The organism is Pseudarthrobacter phenanthrenivorans (genome assembly GCF_036455295.1).
In the GTDB taxonomy this organism is placed as follows: Bacteria; Actinomycetota; Actinomycetes; order Actinomycetales; family Micrococcaceae; genus Arthrobacter; species Arthrobacter phenanthrenivorans_C.
Map to the genome: position 1 here is coordinate 93,867 of NZ_JAYXNX010000001.1, position 17,673 is coordinate 111,539.

Genomic DNA, 17,673 nt, shown 5'->3' on the forward strand with positions numbered 1-17,673 from the left:
TGTAGTGCCGGCAGGGCGAAGTGAGAGCCGGCAGCGCTAGGCGCGCGGGCCACGGAAGCGGGCGAAGCCCTTCCACAGGCCGTAGACGACGCCACCGAAGGTTGCCGCCTTGAGGCCGAAGGTGGCGGCGCGGCGGCCGGCGCGGAAGTCGTAGACCGGCCAGTTGCGGTCGCGGGCGTGGCGGCGCAGCCTGGAGTCCGGGTTGATGGCCACGGGGTGTCCCACCAGCGACAGCAGCGGGATGTCGTTGTAGGAATCGCTGTAGGCCCAGCAGCGCTTGAGGTCCAGGCCCTCCTCGTCGGCAATGGCCTGCACTGCGACGGCTTTAGCGGAGCCGTGCAGGATGTCACCCACCAGGCGTCCCGTGTACATGCCGTCCGAAACCTCGCCGACTGTGCCCAGCGCTCCGGTCAGGCCCAGGCGGGTGGAGATCACGGTGGCCACTTCGATGGGTGTGGCCGTCACCAGCCAGACCCGCCGGCCTACCCGCAGGTGCTGTTCCGCCAGGGCCTTGGCGCCGGGCCAGATCCGCGAAGCGATCATTTCGTCGTAGACCTCTTCGCCGAGGGCCTTGATGTCGTCAACGCTGATGCCCACTGCCAGGGTCAGGGCCGAGTCCCGGACGGCGTGGACATCATCCATGTTTTCACCGCGGGCCACGAACTTGAACTGTTTCCAGGCCATGCCAGCCGCCTGCCTCAGGGTGAACGCTCCCCGCTGGTGCATCTTCCGCGCCACGTGGAAGAGGCTGGCCCCGCGCATTAAGGTGTTGTCCACGTCGAAAAACGCCGCCTCACCGGGCTGCGGCGCAGCAACCGGCCGCGTGACTACGGCGACGTATTTCTCCTCGGGCATGGACTCGAGTCTAGTCAATCCACCGGCCTGCCGCCGTCGGCGTCACCGGCAACCCGCGAACGGCGATACCGTTAAGCCATGGCTACACCCCGCGTCGTCCTGGTCACCAAAGCTGACTGCCACCTTTGCGAAGAGGCGCGCGACGCCGTCAGCCGGGTCACTGCCTCGCTGGGGCTTACCTGGAGCGAGGAACGGGTGGACAACCAGCCGGAACTCCGGGAGCGCTATGCCGAGGAGATTCCGGTGGTGCTGGTGGACGGGGTCCAGCGTGACTTCTGGAAAATCGACGAGGCCCGGCTGGAACGCGTGCTGCAGCGCGCCATGGCCCGGTAGGGGAGCGCCGTGACCTCCCTGGACTCAACATCGCAGCCTGTCCCGGAACTTCCCAATGCCGGCGGCACGCCGCCCAAACAGATCCCGCCTGCCGCAGTTGCCCGGCTGACGCTCTACCTGCGGGCCCTCAACACCCTGCTGGCCGAGGGTGTGGAACGTGTCTCCTCCGAGTCCCTTGCGGAAGCCTCCGGCGTCAGTTCCTCCACGCTGCGCAAGGACCTCTCCCATGTGGGCTCGTACGGCACCAGGGGGTGGGGTACGAGGTGCAGTACCTCAGCCGCCACATTGCCGCGGCCCTTGGCCTGACCCACGACTGGAAGGTCGCCATCGTGGGCGCCGGCAACCTGGGCAAGGCCCTGGCCCGGTACGGCGGCTTTGAGTCCCGCGGGTTCGATGTCGTGGCCATCTTCGACGCCGACCAGATGGTGGTGGGCAGCGAGGTGGGGTGGCTCCGGGTGAGCGACGTGGCGGACCTTGAAACCGTCCTGCACCGCACCGGGGCCAACATGGTGGTGCTGGCGCTTCCGGCCGCGGTGGCCCAGGGCGTCTGCGACCGCGTGGTGGCGGCAGGAGTGCGCAGCGTGCTGAGCTTCGCGCCAGTGATGCTGCAGGTTCCCGAGGGCGTAAACCTCCGCAAGGTGGACATGGCCACCGAACTCCAGATCCTGGCCTACCATGCCCAGCGGGCCCAGACGCCAGGGCAGACGGCGTAGCAGCTGGTTAAACGCAAACGGCCCGGGAAGCATTGCTGCCTCCCGGGCCGTTATGACGTCAGCGGACGTAGCCGCTACCGCCCGTACGGGTTGCCGAACCCGCCGCCATAGGGGTTCGTAAACGGCTGCTGTTTCCGGAAATACGGAGCAGCTGCGGGCAGGTAGAGCAGCACAATGGCGGCAATCCCCAGGAGCGTGCCAATCGTCGAGAGGCTGGGAACCCCGAACAGGCCGAAGACGGACAGTGCCGCAAATACAGTGCCCAGGATACGGGCCCAGTTCCTGCCCTTGCGGACGAAGAAGGCCACGAGCAGGTACAGGGCCGCCCCGATGATGGCAAACACCACCAGGGTGCCGGCAATGAAGCCCTTCATGTTGTCGTAGCTGATGTCTGCCCCGCCGGCCTTCATCTGCTGGTCAAAGAGCTGCCGGAGCTGGGGGTCATCAAGCTGGGTGAGCCCCAGGATCATGCCGACCACAAAAAGGACCCCTGACGCGATGAGCAGCCAGAAGGAGATGTTTACCAGTTGCGGGATCCCGGCGCTGCCGGCCGGCTGAGGCTGCTCGGAGGGGTACTGGCCGTAGGGAGATTGGCCGTACGCAGACTGCCCGTATTGGGGCTGCCCCTGCCCGTACTGCCCGCCATACTGGGGAGCGTTCTGGCCGTACTGCGGCGCCGCCGGCGGCTGCGATCCATACTGCGGCAGGTTTTGGCCGTACTGCGGCTGGTTCTGCCCGTACTGGGGTGCATTCTGCCCGTACTGCGGTGCGTTCTGTCCGTACTGCGGCGCATTCTGGCCGTAGCGGGGCTGCTGGGACCCGGACTGGTCGTTCCCGGGCTGGCCGTCGCCGGAGTGGGGGTCTTGGGGCGCGGGAGGCGGGACGGGAGGGGTGCTCATGGGCGTTCCTTCTGCGGGTCGGGATCCAGGTGGGCTGCCGGGAATCGGTCCTCAGCCTTCCCCCCAGCATGGCTTACGTCCACCGTACCCCGGGCCGTCGGTGATGTGGATGATTCACAACTTATTCACGCCGGCCGGGGCCTGTTGGTTCCGCCCGTTAAACACCGCACCCCGGAGCCTGCCTCGTGGGCCGGTGCCGGGGTGCGGTGTTCGGGGGAAATTACGCTGCGGGAGCGATGAAGGCGAGTTCCAGGTTGATGGCAACCTTGTCGCTGACCAGCACGCCGCCGGTTTCCAGCACAGCGTTCCAGGTCAGGCCGAAGTCCTTGCGGCTGATGGTGGTTTCAGCGGAGACGCCGGCGCGGGTGTTGCCGAACGGGTCAACGGCCACACCGTTGAACTCGGTTTCCAGGGTCACCGGGCGGGTGACGCCCTTGATGGTCAGGTCGCCGGTGAGTTCGTAGCTGTTGCCCTTGGCCACCAGGCCGTTGGAGACGAAGGAAATCTCCGGGAACTGCTCCACGTCGAAGAAGTCGCCGCCCTTGACGTGGCCGTCGCGGTTGGCATCACCGGAATCGAAGCTGGCGGTCTGGATGGTGGCGTTGATCTTCGAGTCGGCCACGTCCTCGGCCAGCTGAAGGGTGGCGGCGGCTTCGGTGAACTGGCCACGGACCTTGCTGATGCCTGCGTGCCGTACGGTGAAGCCAATCTCGCTGTGGGAGTTGTCCAGGGTCCAGGTGCCGGTGGTGACGTCTGCGGGAAGTGTCATGATGTTGCTCCTTGAGTTGATACCTGTTGAGGTCGTGATGTTGAAGCTTCATCGGTTGAAGTCTCAACTAACTGCTGCATCCAGTATAAACATGCATTTGCATCTTTTGTTCCCGCCTTTGGAACATTTCTTCAAAAACTTAAGTTCTACTGGATGTAGAAGATTTCGGATCGCACGCCATCTTTGAGAAACTGGTACACATGCCCCAAGCCACTGTCCATCTGCTCCGCCACGGCGAGGTCCATAACCCCGACGGCGTTCTCTACGGACGGCTCCCGGATTTCCACCTCTCCGAACTGGGGCAGGAGATGGCCCGCGTGCTTGCCGAACACTTCCGGCAGCGCGCCGAGCGCGGCGCCCGCATCACCTACCTGGCCGCCTCACCGCTTGACCGTGCGCAGGAAACCGCACGCCCGACGTCGGAAGCGCTGCACCTGCAGATCCACACCGATGAGCGGATCATCGAAGCGGAAAACTACTTCGAGGGGATGAAAGTCACCAAGGCGGAACTCAGGCGCCCCAGGCACTGGCCGCGCCTGGTCAATCCCCTGCGCCCCTCCTGGGGTGAGCCGTACAAGCAGCAGGCTGCGCGGGTGGCTGCTGCCGTGCAGGATGCGCGGCTTCAGGCCATCGAACATGCTGCGGGCGACCTCGGCGCCGACGGTCCCGAGGCCATCCTGGTCAGCCACCAGCTGCCCATCTGGGCCACCCGGCTGAGCGCCGAAGGCAGGCCCCTGTGGCATGACCCCCGCAAGCGCGAATGCACCCTGACCTCCGTCACGTCCCTGGTATTCGACGACGACGGCTCGCTTCTGCGGGTCGAGTACAGCGAACCCGCGGCGTCCCTTCTTCCCGGTGCCGCCAGCACCCCTGGAGCCTAGCAGTGAGCAACAACCACATCCTTCCTTCCCGCCGCCGCCTTCTGGCCGCCGGCGGCATGGCCCTGACCGCCCTGACCCTTGGCCTGTCCGGCTGCGCCCAGGAGGATGCGCTGGCCAAGCAGGCCAAGGCCGGGGACAACAAGAACTACGTTGCCGGGGACGGCTCCGTGACGGAGTTCGCTGCCGCGGACCGCAAGGAAGCCGTGCAGGTCCAGGGGGCCCTGTTTGACGGCACCAAGGTGACACCGGCCGATTTCCAGGGAAAGGTCAGCGTCCTTAACTTCTGGTTCGCGGCCTGCGCCCCGTGCAGGGTGGAGGCGCCGCTCCTGGAATCGCTGCACCAGGAGTTCAAGGACCAGGGCGTCCAGTTCTTCGGCGTCAACCTCCGCGACGAGAAGGCAACTGCCCAGGCCTTCGAGAAGACCTTCAACCTCACCTACCCCAGCTTCAACGACAAGGACGGGGCCGTCCTGCTGTCCGTTTCCGGGCTGGTTCCCCCCGGCGCCGTGCCCACCACCCTGGTCCTGGACAAGCAGGGGCGGGTTGCCTCCCGCGTCCTGGGCGAGATCGAAAAGGGCACCCTGAAGGCCCTCATCACCGCCGCCGTGGCGGAGTAGGGACAGGCCGGGACCGTGAACAGCCCCTTTGCAGAAGCCATCCTCAGCGGATCCCTGCTGCTGGCCATCCCGGTGGCACTGCTCGCCGGCCTGGTTTCCTTCCTTTCTCCCTGCGTCCTTCCGCTGGTCCCGGGATACCTGGGGTACGTGACGGGCCTGAGTGGTGTGGACCTGCAGAAGCAAAAACGCGGCCGGATGCTGGCCGGCATCGGACTGTTCGTCCTGGGCTTCTCCGTGATCTTCGTGCTGCTGGGCGGCGCGTTCGGCCAGTTGGGCACCCTGATCACGGGCAGCCAGAACGCGTGGATCACCCAGCTCCTGGGGCTCCTGGTAATCATCATGGGCATTGTGTTCATGGGGGGCTTCAGCTGGCTCCAGCGGGACGCGAAAATCCACGCCAAGCCGCCGGCAGGCCTCTGGGGCGCGCCCCTGCTGGGGCTGACCTTTGGGCTGGGGTGGGCGCCGTGCATCGGCCCCACCTACTCCGCGGTGCAGCTGCTCAGCCTGTCCGGTGGGTCCTCTGCCGCCAAGGGCGCCTTCCTGGCCTTTGTCTACAGCCTGGGGCTGGGCATCCCGTTCCTGCTGATCGCCCTGGCCCTGCGCCGGGGGATGGGTGTCATGGCCTTTTTCCGCAAGCACCGGCTGGCCATCCAGCGGACCGGCGGCGGAATCCTGGTGGTGCTCGGGCTGCTGATGGCCACCGGCGTGTGGGGTGCCTGGGTGACCGGGCTGCAGTACTGGTTCCAAACCGATGTGAAGTTGCCAATCTAATGAGCGAGCGCGTGAACGTAAAGAAAAAGCAATCCGCCCCCATTGCGGAGGCAAAAGCCCAGGCTGCCCTTCCGGCACTCGGGCCCAAGGGCATGCTGCGCTGGGCCTGGACCCAGCTGACCAGCATGCGCACCGCTCTGTTCCTCCTGCTGCTCCTTGCCGTCGCCGCCGTGCCCGGCTCGTTGTTCCCGCAGCGGCCCGCCAACCCGGCCAACGTCACCCAATACATCACGGACCACCCTGACTACGGCAAGCTGCTGGACAGCCTGCAGCTCTACGACGTCTACTCCTCGGTCTGGTTCTCGGCCATCTACCTGCTGCTCTTCATCTCGTTGATCGGCTGCGTGGTTCCCCGCGCCATCGCCCACTACAAGGCCATGCGCTCCCAGCCGCCGCGGACCCCGCAGCGCCTCTCCCGGCTGCCCGAATACGGCACCCTGGTGATTCCCTCAGGTGCCGGCATTCCGGCGTCGGAAGCCATCAACAATGCGGCCGGGATACTCCGGAAGCGTGGCTACCGGGTGGAGGTGAGGGATGCCGACGGCGCCCTTCCGTCCCTGGGTGCCGAGCGCGGCTTCCTGAAGGAAGTGGGCAACCTGGTCTTCCATACCTCGCTCATCGGCGTGCTGGTGTCCGTGGCCGCGGGCGGACTGTTTGGCTACAGCGGCCAGCGCATCCTGGTGGAGGGCGACACGTTCGTGAACACCCTGGTGGGCTACGACCAGTTCAGCCCGGGCACCAACTTCCAGTCGAGCCAGCTGCAGCCTTACTCCCTGCAGTTGAACAAGTTCAACATCACGTTCGACCGCGAATCAAAGGGCAAGTTCGGCCAGCCCATCGACTTCGCCGCCACCGTGACCACCAAGGAAAACCCGGACGCCCCGCCCAAGCAGGAGCTCCTGAAGGTGAACGACCCCGTGAGCCTCGGGGGGACCAGCATCTACCTCACCGGCAACGGCTACGCGCCGGTGGTAACCATCCGGGACGGGAATGGCAACATCGCCATGCAGGGCCCGGTGGTGGCCAAACTGCAGGGCCAGAACTACTATTCCTCGGTGGTCATCAAGGTTCCGGACGCCAAGCCGGACCAGCTCGGGTTTGTGGGCTTCTTCCTGCCCACCGCATTCGTCAATGACAAGAATGTCTCGTTCAGCGCCGATCCGGAGTTGTTCAACCCGCAGCTGACCCTCAACTCCTACTACGGGAACTTGGGCCTGGACACCGGTGCTCCGCAGAACGTCTTCGAACTCGACGTCAAGAACCTGACCCCGCTCAACGCCCGCAACCTGGCGGCCGGCGGCATCACCCTTGCCCCCGGCTCCACTTACACGCTGCCGGACGGCAAGGGCAGCATCAGCTTCGATGGCGTTAAGCGCTATATCGGCGTGGACATCCACCACAATCCCGGGCAGGTGTACGCCCTGGTCTTCGCACTCCTGGCAGTGGCCGGCCTGATCCTGTCGCTCTACGTCAACCGCAGGCGCGTCTGGGTACGCACGGGCACCGCGGACGACGGCCGCACCATGGTGGAATACGGGCTCCTGGCCCGCGGCGAAGACCACCGCCTGGCCGGAGAAGCGGCAGCCCTCCGGAAACTTTTCTCCACGGAGTGGCAGCTGCCCGAAGAATCCGCCGCCGAAGACAGTGCTCCGTCCCAGCAAACTCCCAGCCGGATCAGCGATAATGTCGCAGGCTCCGTCGACAATGCCGCAGGCTCCCCCACCACCCCAGCAGGCCCCACAGGGCCCGAAAAGGACCAGTAATGCCATTTGGAATCAACGAAACCATGGGCCAGTACAGCGAACTCTTCATGCTGCTGGCGGCGGGAACCTACACCGTGGCCTTCATCGCCTTCGCCTGGGACCTTGCCAAGAGCAGCAAGGCACTTCGGGCCGTGGATCTCAAGGCCGCCCAGGCCGGGACCCCCGCCAAGGTCCCCGTAGCTGCCGGCGTGGCCGCGGGCTCTGTCCGGGACCGCCTGGACGGGCCGGCCGACCGGGCCGAGCGTCCGTCGTCGTCTGCCGCCCGGGCCGGCGGCGCAGGCGCCGGGGGTGTCAGGACGGCCGACGGAGACATGAAGTACGCCGCGGAGCGCCGGGTTCCGGCGCGGGTCGCCGTAGCCCTGACCACCCTTGCCGCAGTCATCCACGGCGCGGGCGTCGTCACCAGGGCCTTCGGCGCCGGCCGCGTGCCGTGGGGCAACATGTACGAATTCCTCACCACCGGCGCATTCCTGGTGGCAGCCGTGTTCCTGCTTTCGCTGATCCGCCGCGACCTCCGCTTCCTGGGCACCTTCGTAGTGGGCCTGGTGATCATCATGATGGTTGCCGCCTCCGTGGCGTTCTGGACCCCGGTGGGCCACCTGGTTCCCGCACTGCAGAGCTACTGGCTCGTTATCCACGTCTCCATCGCGGTTCTTTCCTCCTCGCTGTTCACCCTGACGTTCGCGATGTCCGCCCTGCAGCTGGTGCAGTCGCACCGGCAGAAGACGGTTGCCGCCGGCGGCGCCGACAAGCTCGGTTTCATGCGCCTGGTGCCTTCAGCGCTGAGCCTGGAAAACCTGTCCTACCGCATCAACGCCATCGCCTTCATCGGCTGGACCTTCACCCTGATGTTCGGTGCCATCTGGGCCGAAAAGGCCTGGGGCCGGTTCTGGGGCTGGGACACCAAGGAAGTGTGGACCTTCGTCATCTGGGTCGTCTACGCCGGCTACCTGCACGCCCGCGCCACCCGCGGCTGGACCGGAACCCGCGCCGCATGGCTGTCCATCGTGGGCTACCTCTGCGTGATCTTCAACTTCACGATCGTCAACACGCTCTTCAACGGCCTCCACTCCTACTCCGGCCTCTAGGGTCCTTCCCCGGGGCCGGCACCCGGGACTTTCGGCCCCTTTTCCGCCGCCAGGCGGCATGGACGGGCTGAATGGCAATTCGATGTAGCAACAGGGGTGTTCCCCGGTCCTTCGATGATGCTACGTTGGTGACGTTCACTGTGATGAAGCTTGCATGTGGACCACCAGCCTTTCGAGGTACCCATGAACTACGCTCTCGCCGTTGACGTCGGGACCAGTTTCACGGCAGCCGCCGTGGTTCGTTTTCACAAGGGTGCCTCCCCTGTGCCCGAGAGCCTGCCCCTGGGGTCGCGGGGCGCTTCGGTGCCTTCGGTCCTGTACTTCCCGGAAGAGGGAGCCGTCCTGGTGGGCGAGGCGGCGGAGCGCCGCGGGCTGGACTCGCCGGAACGCGTGGTGCGGGAATTCAAGCGCAGGATCGGTGACGAGGTACCCATCATCCTGGGAAGCCTGGCGCTGCAGCCTGAGGAGGTCTTCGCCACCATGGCCCGGTGGGTGGCAGACCGGGCTGCCGAACGGGAAGGGGGACCGCCGTCGGCGCTCTTCCTGACCCACCCCGCCGCGTGGGGAAACCACCGCCTGTCCGTCATCCGGAACGCCCTCGCAGCCCACGGCCTGGAAAACGTCACGCTCCTTCCGGAACCCGAGGCCGCGGCACTTCACTACGCATCCCAGGTCCGGGTCGATGAGGGAAGCACCATCGCGGTGTACGACCTTGGCGGGGGTACCTTCGATACGGCCGTCCTGAGGAAGTCCGGCAGCAGCCGCTTTGACCTGATGGGGCGCCCGGAGGGCATCGAGGACCTGGGCGGCGCCGACTTTGACGCGGCCGTTTTTGGCTACGTTGCCGCGCACACCGGGACCGCCCTCCATGACCTCGATCCCACCGATCCCGCCGTGCTGGGAGCCCTGGCCCGGCTCCGGCGCGAATGCGTCGAGGCCAAGGAAGCGTTGTCCGTGGACAGCGAGGCCAATATCCCCGTGCTCCTTCCGGGAGTCCAGCAGCAGGTACGGCTGGTGCGTTCCGAGTTCGAGGCACTGATCGAGGAGCCCCTGCGGGAAACAGTAGAGGCGCTGCAGCACTCCCTGGTCCAGCTGCACCTGGAGCCGGCCGACCTTTCCACCGTGCTGCTGATCGGTGGGTCCTCCCGGATCCCGCTGGTGGCCGAACTGGTGTCGGAGCAGCTGGACCGCCCCATCGCCGTGGACGCGGACCCGAAATCCTCCATCTGCCTGGGAGCCGCCGTGGCGGCGCTTCTCGCCTTCACCGCCGCGGCGGAGGCCACCGCAACGGAGGCCGCGGCAGCGGACGGGGCTGAAACGCCCGGGTCCCGGGCGGACGGCGCTGAGGCGGCCGCCGCCGTCGGGCCTCCCGCTCCAACCGTGCCCACCGCCCCAGTTGCTCCCGTAATGCCCAGCTGGTCAAGGAAATATACGACGGCGGCAGGGGAAGGTAAGGGGAAGGGGGGCGCGCACGCGCCGAAACCCACTGTCCGGGTCACGGCCGTGGCCGCAGCCGCCGCTGTGCTGACCATCCTCACGGCCACTGCCGCGCAGAGTCCGGACGGTTTCGGGAGCCTGACCGCAATGTTCGTCCCGCAGGCGGGTGCCAGTACCACGGGCGGCTCCGTGGGAGCCGGGGGGACGGAGGGGCCCCGTGCAGGGGGAGCGGCAGCCGCCGTGCCCCGGCCGCTGGCCGGCGTCGAGGCCAGCGCCAGCAAGCAGGCCAGCCAGGAAGCCTCCGCCAGCGCGTCTGCGCAGCCCACCGGGCGCCATTCAACCGGCGGCGAGGGGACTGCGGCCGTCGGCGGGCCCACTTCAGGGAGTCCTGTGCAGGCCGGCGCAGCTCCTGCAGCCACCGCACCATCCAGTGCCAACGGTGCCCCTGCCGGTAGCGGGATCGTCCTGGATGCGGCACCCATAACTGCCACGACACCGACCGGCACCCCCTCGCCGGTTCCGACCAATCCGCCCACCACCACCATCACCACGCCGACCGCCAGCCCAACTCCTACCGGGTCCGGCGCGGGTGGCACCGCAACGCCTGTCCCGACGGCCTCGCCCACGCCGGCCAGCACCACCGACACGCCGGTGCAGACGGATGCTCCAACGGCCACGGCAAGCCCGGACCCGGGGGCCACTCCCACCCAGCTCAGTGCTGAGGCCAGCCCGACGCCGCAGGACACGGCGCTTGCGCCCACTGCCACGGCAACTGAAACTGCCGTGGCAACAACGGACCCGACCACCACCGCGCCGGCGGCCTGATATGGACGGACAACTCCAGCGGGCAGAGCACTTCGTTCCCCTGCGTACGTCACCGGACCACCAGGGGCACCCGCCCCATGGCGCGGAGCTGATGGCCAATCAACTCAAGGGGGCGAATGCGGCCGTACGTGAGCTGCTGCTGGCGCTCTCGGTGGGCTTCGCCCTGCCGGGGCCACTTCCTGCGGATCTTCAGCACAAACTCGCCGGCGGAGCAGTGGAAGATCTTGATGCGCTGGTGGACCGGGCCGAGAGTGCCGGGCTGCTGAGGCCCGATGGCACGGTGGTAGGCACCGCCCAGCACGCACTGCTGGCGGCCACCCCGGCCGCCAAGGTCCACGCCCTCCAGCGTGAGCTGGTGGCTGTTTTCGCTTCGACGGGACAACCCCTGGGTGCCCTTGCCCGCGAGCTCGCCAGGGGCGGCCTGGCTGATCCACGCGTTGCGATGGAACTGGAACAGGCTGCGAACGCTGCCCTGGAGCGCGATCCCCGGCTCGCAGGGCAGCTTTATGAGGAGGCGCTCCTGGCTGGCGCCGACCCGCTGGCCACCGCGGCGCGGCGCGCCCAGGCCGCAGCAGGGGACGGGGAACTCGATGCCGCCGCCCGCACCATCGACTCCCTCCTGGTCAGCGCGGAGCCGCCTGACGTGCGCCGCGGGGCAGATGTTGCCGCTTCCGTCTGGGCACAGCGGGGAATGCTGGCGCGCGGCGCGGACGTCTACAACTGGCTTGGCCCGGGCCGCGTGGGTGCCTCGGCACCCCTTGCCGCCGTCGCCATGGTTGGCTCCGGCGACCGGGCCGGAGCGGAGGCCTTCTTCCAGCCGGACGCGCCCCCGGCCTCGCCGACGCTCCTGGCCGCTGCACTGGTCCAGACCGGACAGGGGATCCTCGCGTCCCTGGGCGAAAAGCCGCAGCAGGGCATTTCCATCCTGATCCATGCCTCGGACATGCTGAACTCGGCCGGGACGGCCCTCCCCTTGCCGGAAACACCCGCCGCGCTGGCGGCACTCCTGGCACTGCACAGCGGTGAGCCGCACCTGGCCGAGACAGTCTGCCGGGCGGCGGCAGCTGCGGGGCAGGGCGGCGACGCGGCCCAACCCAGGCTCCTGTTGCTCCAAGCATGGGCAGCCATGACGCAGGACAAACTCGAGGATGCCCGGCTTGCCGCCACCGAGGCGGCCAAAGCCAACCATTGGCCGCTGGTCCCGCGCGATGAGTTCATGTCCGCCGCTTTGGAAGTGGGCCTGGCACGCCGGAACGGTAACGTGCCCGAGCTCCTCCGCGCTTGGGAGCGGGCCCGCGAGGCCATGCTGCACACCTCGGTTGACCTTTACAACCTGCTGCCATGGGGGGAACTGCTGATCGCTGCCGCCCGGTTGCGGGAGACGCGCCGCGTGGCGCAATACCTTGAGGACGCCTGGAAGCTGCTGGGCCGCCTCGGCGAACCCGCCCTGTGGTCCGTTCCCCTGCACTGGTCCGCCGTCCAGGCCGCGCTGCTGAATGAGAGGCCCGCAGACCTGGCTCCACATGCAACGGCACTGGCCAAGGCCTCCACCCACAGCCAGCTTGCCGCGGTCCTCGCCACGGCCGGCAAAGCCTGGGTGTCCGTGCTGGCCGGCCGGTTCCGCACCGCCGACGTGGAAGGCGCCGCCCGGCTGCTGGCAGCAGTCGGAATGCCCTGGGAAGGCGCGCGGCTCGCCGGGCACGCGGCCGCCCGGGCCGACGAACGCCGGGACATGATGCGCCTGCTCTCCTGTGCCCGGGACCTCCATCCCCAGGGCCCTCCGGCCGCCGGGCCACCGGGGTCCGCCGAGGTGCAGGCAGGAAACGGAGCGGACGGCACCGGCAAAGCGGGGCAGCCGGACGCATCCGGGCTGAGCGAGCGCGAAAAGGAAGTCGCCCGGCTGGTGCTGGAAGGCAAGACCTACCGCGAAATCGGGGAAGCGATCTACATCTCACCGCGGACCGCAGAGCATCATATTGCCAGGATCCGGCGCCGGCTGGGTGCCGAAAACCGCTCTGACCTCCTGGCACGCTTGCGCCTTGCGCTCGGCGTCGAGAGTTCCCAGCAGCTCAACCCGCAACAGGAATGAGCCCCTAATGCCCCTAGGCGCGCCATGGCAGTCACCCCGGAGCGGAACCAGCGGGTAGGGGGAATGGGCCCGATGCCATGCAGGGGAAGTGAACCTAGGTTTGAGGCAAAAGGGGGAACGCCGCCGGATGATCGCAACTCGAAGAAGATGTGAGGACCACGCATATGCCAACACTCGCAAACGACCTTGTCCAGTTCCTCATGCAGCTTTTCGGCGACCGGGAGGCGGTCCGGGCGTTCCTGGCCGACCCCGAGAGGGCGCTCGCGGAACACGGCCTGGGCAACGTGTGCTCCGCTGACGTTGACGCCGCTATGCCCGTTGTCCTCGATTACGCGCCCATCACCGTAAATGCGTCAGCCCTTGACCGCGCCCCCACTGCCGGCGTTCACAGCGCATGGGGTGGGCAGGCGGGCCCAACCGCCGCGCACGCCGGGGCCATGCCGGCGGTGTACGCGGGCGGACATGGCCCGGGACAGGGCGGAACCTACGACCATGACGACCACGCCAACGCAGTCCAGCAGCTCCACCACGTGGTGAACCACTTCTCGTACACCACCAACACCACCTTGCTGGATGACCGTGGAATCTTCACGGACCAGTCCGTCAGCCAGAACATCTGGGCACACGGGGACGTGGAGCAGTGGTTCGACAACGCAGCGGCGGCTGCCACCGGGGACCACGCGGTTTCCGCCGGCGATGGAGCGGGTGCCCGGGATGCCGGCAACATCAGGGATTCCTACAGCACGGACCACTCCATGGACCAGTCCACCCACGTGGGCGCAGACGCTGGAATGGGCAGCGGCCAATCCGATTCCTTCGACACCGACGTGGCCCTGGACACGGACAACTCCTTCGACGACAACCTGGACCATGCCCACGGCATGGAGGGCCACTTGGACACCACAGACCCTGCAGGCCACTCCGTCAGCATGGATACGGCCCCCGACGTCGGTGACTCGTCCAGCGACAACTCCACCCACACCTTCATCCAGGCCGGAGACCCGTACAACCCGGACACCTCCACCGGTACGGCAGCGGAAATGCACGTGGACGATTCCTTCCACGACCATGCGGCCACCGGCCTCATGGAGGGCGACCTGGGGGAGGCGGATAACCAACTCGGCCTCCCGGAGGATAACTCCGCCCACACAGATGCGGACCTGGACCACCACGCCCCCATAGACGACGCGACAGCGCTCTAACACCTGACTGGAACAGGGGACATGCTTTGGCAGATTCAGGACCGGTTTGGCAGCAGGGGCCGACGACGGCCGGGCAACTGGTAAGGCTCCTGGAGCAGGGGGTTGAGCTGGTGGGCAGCGGGGAGCGTGCTGACCTGCGCAGACGGCTGGACCAGGCCCTGGTCCGGCTGCAGGATCCCAGCATCCGGGTCATCGTGGTGGGGGAATTCAAACAGGGGAAGAGCAAGCTGATCAATGCCCTGGTGAACGCCCCGGTGTGTCCCGTGGATGACGACATTGCCACATCCGTGCCAACCATCGTCAGGTACGGGGAGACACCCTCCGCCACGGTCCTGGTCCCCGGGGTAAAAGATTCCAGCGCTGCCGGCGATGGCGCTGACGGGGCCGAGGGCACCATCGAACGCCGCCCCGTGGAGCTCGCGGACCTGCCCGCGCTCGTCTCCGAGCAGGGCAACCCTGGAAACGGCAGGAAACTCGCGGCTGTGGAGGTCTGCCTGCCGCGCCGAATCCTTACCGGGGGACTGGCCATCATCGACTCCCCGGGAGTGGGTGGAATGAACTCCACCCATGCGCTGACCACCCTCACGGCCCTGCCCGCCGCGGACGCCATGCTGCTGGTCTCGGACGCCTCACAGGAATACACCGAACCTGAACTGCGGTTCCTTCGCCAGGCCATGCGGATCACCCCAAGCGTTGCGGCCGTCCTGTCCAAGACAGACCTCTACCCGGACTGGCGCCGGGTGCAGGAACTTGACCGGGGATACCTGGACCAGGTGGCGCCGGAGATCCCGCTGTTCCCCTTGTCCGCGGACCTTCGCCTGGAGGCGTCACGGCTGCAGGACAGCGAGCTCAACGCCGAATCCGGTTTCCCTGCCCTGGTGGCCTACCTGCGTAACGACATCGTGGGCAAGGCGGAACGCATCCAGCGGCGCTCCGCCAGCCAGGACCTGCTGTCCGTTACCGACAACCTGCGGCTGGCCCTGCAGTCTGAGCTCGACGCCCTGGAAAACCCGGGCGGCACGCCGCAGATGCTCGCGGCCCTGGAACAGGCCAAGACGGAGGCGGACCAGCTGCGGAAGCGGTCCGCACGGTGGCAGCTGACACTGAGCGATGGCATCAACGACCTCATCTCTGACTTGGAGTACGATCTCCGGGACCGGCTGCGCCGGATCCAAAAGGAAGCCGAAACCGCCATCGGCCAGGGTGATCCGGGGCCGGTATGGCCACAATTCACGCAGTGGCTGGAAGAGTGCGTTGCCGCGGCGGTGTCGGACACCTTCGTCTGGACCAGCGAGCGGTCGCAGTGGCTGGCGGCGCAGGTGGCCGAGCACTTCGCCGCTGACGAGGTGTCCCTGCCGGTCCTGCAGGTTTCCGATTCAGGGGACGCCCTGGACCCGGTGGACCGGATGCCGCAGCTTGATCCCGGCCGCGTGAACCCGATCCAGAAAGTCCTCATCGGAATGCGCGGATCCTACGGCGGTGTCCTGATGTTCGGCCTCCTGACCGGTATCTTCGGAATGGCCCTGATCAATCCGCTGTCCGTGGGGGCCGGGCTGCTGCTGGGGCGCAAGGCCTACCGTGAGGACAGGGAAACACGCCTGAAGCGCCGCCAGGGTGAAGCCAAGGCGCTGGTGCGGCGCCAGCTGGACGATGTCATATTCCAGGTGGGAAAGCAGCTGAAGGACCGGCTCCGCCTGGTCCAGCGGACCATCCGCGACCACTTCACGGAGATCGCGGATGAATACCACCGGTCGCTGTCCGATTCGGTGGCAGCTGCCCAGAAGGCTGCAAACTCCTTCACCCAGGAGAGGGAAGGAAGGATCCGGGACATCCGGTCCCAGCTCACAAAGGTCGATGCCCTGCACAGGGCCGCGGAAGCTGTCTCCGCTGAGGCCATTGCGGCAGGCACCCGTGCTTCGGCGGGGGTGGGATGACGGCATCCACCACAGCGGGGGCCGCCGCGCTGATCCGGGAAGCGCTTGAGGCATACGCTGACGATCCGCAGGCTTCCGCCGTGCTCCAGCAGTATGCGCAGCGGTTGGCTGAGCCGTTGCGGGTCGCCGTCGCCGGCATGGTGAAGGCGGGCAAGTCTACGCTCCTGAACGCCATCATCGGCGAGGAAATTGCGCCCACCGACACCGGTGAATGCACGCGGATTGTCACCTGGTACCGGCACGGCCACACCCCCCGTATCAGGCTGCACCCCGTTGCGGGGGAACCCCGGAACCTTCCGGTGAAACGAGTGGACGGCCGCCTGGCCTTCGTCCTGGACGGCATCCGGGCCGAAGAGGTGGAGCACCTCGACGTCGAATGGCCGTCGCCGGCCCTGCGCGCGATGACCCTGATTGACACTCCCGGGATCGCATCCATCTCCCGGGATGTCTCCGCACGGTCGGTACGGTTCCTGGCCCCGGAGGATTCGCCGTCGGAAGCTGACGCGGTCATCTACCTGATGCGCCACATGCATGCCTCCGACCTCCGGTTCCTGGAATCCTTCCGCGATACCGGTGCCGCCCGCTCCGGCACCGTCAACGCCGTCGCTGTGCTGTCCCGGGCTGACGAAGTGGGGGCCGGACGCATCGACTCCCTCCTGTCTGCGGCCACGATTGCCGAAAGGTACAGCCGAGACCCTGGGCTGCGGAAGCTGGCCCTGGGCGTGGTTCCCGTGGCAGGGCTGCTGGCGCAAAGCGCCCGCACCCTGCGGCAGCCGGACTTCCAGGCCCTACAGTCGCTGGCAGCCATGGACCGGACAGCACGGGAACGCCTGATGCTGTCGGCGGACAGGTTCCGCCGGTCCACGGAACCTGAGGAACTGACGGAAGATGCCCGTGCATCGCTGCTGGAGCGCTACGGGCTTTTCGGCATCCGGCTTGCCGTGGTCCTGATCCGGAACGGGTTTCCTGAGCCCACGCCGCTGGCGCACGAGCTGGCCCGGCGCAGCGGATTGGATTCCCTGCTGGAGGTGGTGAACCGGCAGTTCCAGGCCCGGGCGGAAGCGCTCAAGGCCAGGACTGCGCTCGCGGCGGTGGCGAACCTCCTGGAAAGCCGGCCCCGGCAGGGGACGGAACACCTGGCGGCGTCCCTGGAACGGGTGCAGGCCGGCGCGCATGAGTTCCGGGAGCTCCGGCTGCTGGCGGCACTGCGGACCACCGGGGCGGACCTGCCGCCCAACCTCGCGGCGGCGGCGGAACAGCTGTTGGGGGGAGACGGTCCGGATGCCTGCACACGGCTGGGCCTGGATGCGGGTTCCGGCCCGGAGGAAGTGGCGGCGGAGGCCAGGCGCTGCCTGGTGCAATGGCGTGCCGTTGCGGAAAGCCCGCTGACCGCAAGGACCGCTGTTGAGGCATGCCGGGTTGTCATCCGGAGCTGTGAGGGAATCCTCGCGGACTGCAACGGCAGGGAGAGGCAACGGCAGCCAGCGTAGGAACAGG

14 protein-coding genes and 1 pseudogene are annotated in these 17,673 nt (G+C 67.4%); 12 read left to right on the forward strand and 3 right to left on the reverse strand.

From position 1 onward, the window contains the following. Window positions 1–36 precede the first annotated feature (36 nt). Window positions 37–855, reverse strand: a complete 819-nt coding sequence (locus tag VXJ37_RS00410) for an HAD family hydrolase (RefSeq protein ID WP_331321104.1) — start codon at window positions 853–855, stop codon at window positions 37–39. A 78-nt stretch (window positions 856–933) separates the two neighbouring features. Between VXJ37_RS00410 and VXJ37_RS00415 the strand changes: the two genes are divergently transcribed. Continuing rightward, a complete protein-coding gene (locus VXJ37_RS00415; RefSeq protein ID WP_331321105.1) occupies window positions 934–1,188 on the forward strand; it encodes a glutaredoxin family protein in 255 nt (84 codons plus the stop codon). A 9-nt stretch (window positions 1,189–1,197) separates the two neighbouring features. Beyond that, window positions 1,198–1,901, forward strand: a pseudogene (locus VXJ37_RS00420) (redox-sensing transcriptional repressor Rex). Between the two features lie 74 nt (window positions 1,902–1,975). On the opposite strand, the gene VXJ37_RS00425 reads toward VXJ37_RS00420, so the two are convergent. Both VXJ37_RS00425 and VXJ37_RS00430 read right to left on the reverse strand, forming a co-directional pair. Continuing rightward, entirely contained in the window at window positions 1,976–2,800 is an 825-nt protein-coding gene (locus VXJ37_RS00425) for a hypothetical protein (RefSeq protein ID WP_331321106.1), read from the reverse strand. Window positions 2,801–3,020: 220 nt separating this feature from the next. Further along, window positions 3,021–3,569, reverse strand: coding sequence for a YceI family protein (locus VXJ37_RS00430; RefSeq protein ID WP_331321107.1), 549 nt, complete (start codon window positions 3,567–3,569; stop codon window positions 3,021–3,023). 200 nt (window positions 3,570–3,769) lie between these two features. Here VXJ37_RS00430 and VXJ37_RS00435 point away from each other — a divergent pair, with 200 nt between their 5' ends. From VXJ37_RS00435 to VXJ37_RS00480, 10 genes are all read left to right on the forward strand, one after another. Next, window positions 3,770–4,450: a histidine phosphatase family protein gene (locus tag VXJ37_RS00435; protein WP_331321108.1), complete on the forward strand. Its 681-nt coding sequence runs from the start codon at window positions 3,770–3,772 to the stop codon at window positions 4,448–4,450. A gap of 56 nt (window positions 4,451–4,506) precedes the next feature. Beyond that, the gene (locus tag VXJ37_RS00440) at window positions 4,507–5,067 is read left to right on the forward strand and encodes a TlpA family protein disulfide reductase (protein WP_331321464.1); all 561 of its coding nucleotides are present in this window, start codon (window positions 4,507–4,509) and stop codon (window positions 5,065–5,067) included. A 15-nt stretch (window positions 5,068–5,082) separates the two neighbouring features. Then, entirely contained in the window at window positions 5,083–5,838 is a 756-nt protein-coding gene (locus VXJ37_RS00445) for a cytochrome c biogenesis CcdA family protein (protein WP_331321109.1), read from the forward strand. Further along, on the forward strand, window positions 5,838–7,601 hold the full coding sequence (gene resB, locus VXJ37_RS00450; RefSeq protein ID WP_331321110.1) for a cytochrome c biogenesis protein ResB: 1,764 nt from the start codon (window positions 5,838–5,840) through the stop codon (window positions 7,599–7,601). Before VXJ37_RS00445 ends, resB begins: the two co-directional genes overlap by 1 nt. After that, a complete protein-coding gene (ccsB, locus tag VXJ37_RS00455) occupies window positions 7,601–8,689 on the forward strand; it encodes a c-type cytochrome biogenesis protein CcsB (protein WP_331321111.1) in 1,089 nt (362 codons plus the stop codon). The genes resB and ccsB overlap by 1 nt, the downstream gene beginning before the upstream one ends. A gap of 183 nt (window positions 8,690–8,872) precedes the next feature. After that, window positions 8,873–10,951, forward strand: coding sequence for an Hsp70 family protein (locus VXJ37_RS00460; protein WP_440589766.1), 2,079 nt, complete (start codon window positions 8,873–8,875; stop codon window positions 10,949–10,951). Between the two features lies 1 nt (window position 10,952). Then, window positions 10,953–13,040 (forward strand): LuxR C-terminal-related transcriptional regulator, encoded by a 2,088-nt coding sequence (locus VXJ37_RS00465; protein WP_331321113.1) that lies wholly within the window; start codon window positions 10,953–10,955, stop codon window positions 13,038–13,040. Window positions 13,041–13,204: 164 nt separating this feature from the next. After that, window positions 13,205–14,242: an IniB N-terminal domain-containing protein gene (locus VXJ37_RS00470; RefSeq protein ID WP_331321114.1), complete on the forward strand. Its 1,038-nt coding sequence runs from the start codon at window positions 13,205–13,207 to the stop codon at window positions 14,240–14,242. A 26-nt stretch (window positions 14,243–14,268) separates the two neighbouring features. Then, window positions 14,269–16,176 carry a dynamin family protein gene (locus tag VXJ37_RS00475; RefSeq protein WP_331321115.1) on the forward strand — a complete coding sequence of 636 codons (1,908 nt, stop codon included), beginning with the start codon at window positions 14,269–14,271 and terminating at the stop codon, window positions 16,174–16,176. Continuing rightward, the gene (locus VXJ37_RS00480) at window positions 16,173–17,666 is read left to right on the forward strand and encodes a dynamin family protein (protein WP_331321116.1); all 1,494 of its coding nucleotides are present in this window, start codon (window positions 16,173–16,175) and stop codon (window positions 17,664–17,666) included. Before VXJ37_RS00475 ends, VXJ37_RS00480 begins: the two co-directional genes overlap by 4 nt. Window positions 17,667–17,673 lie beyond the last annotated feature (7 nt).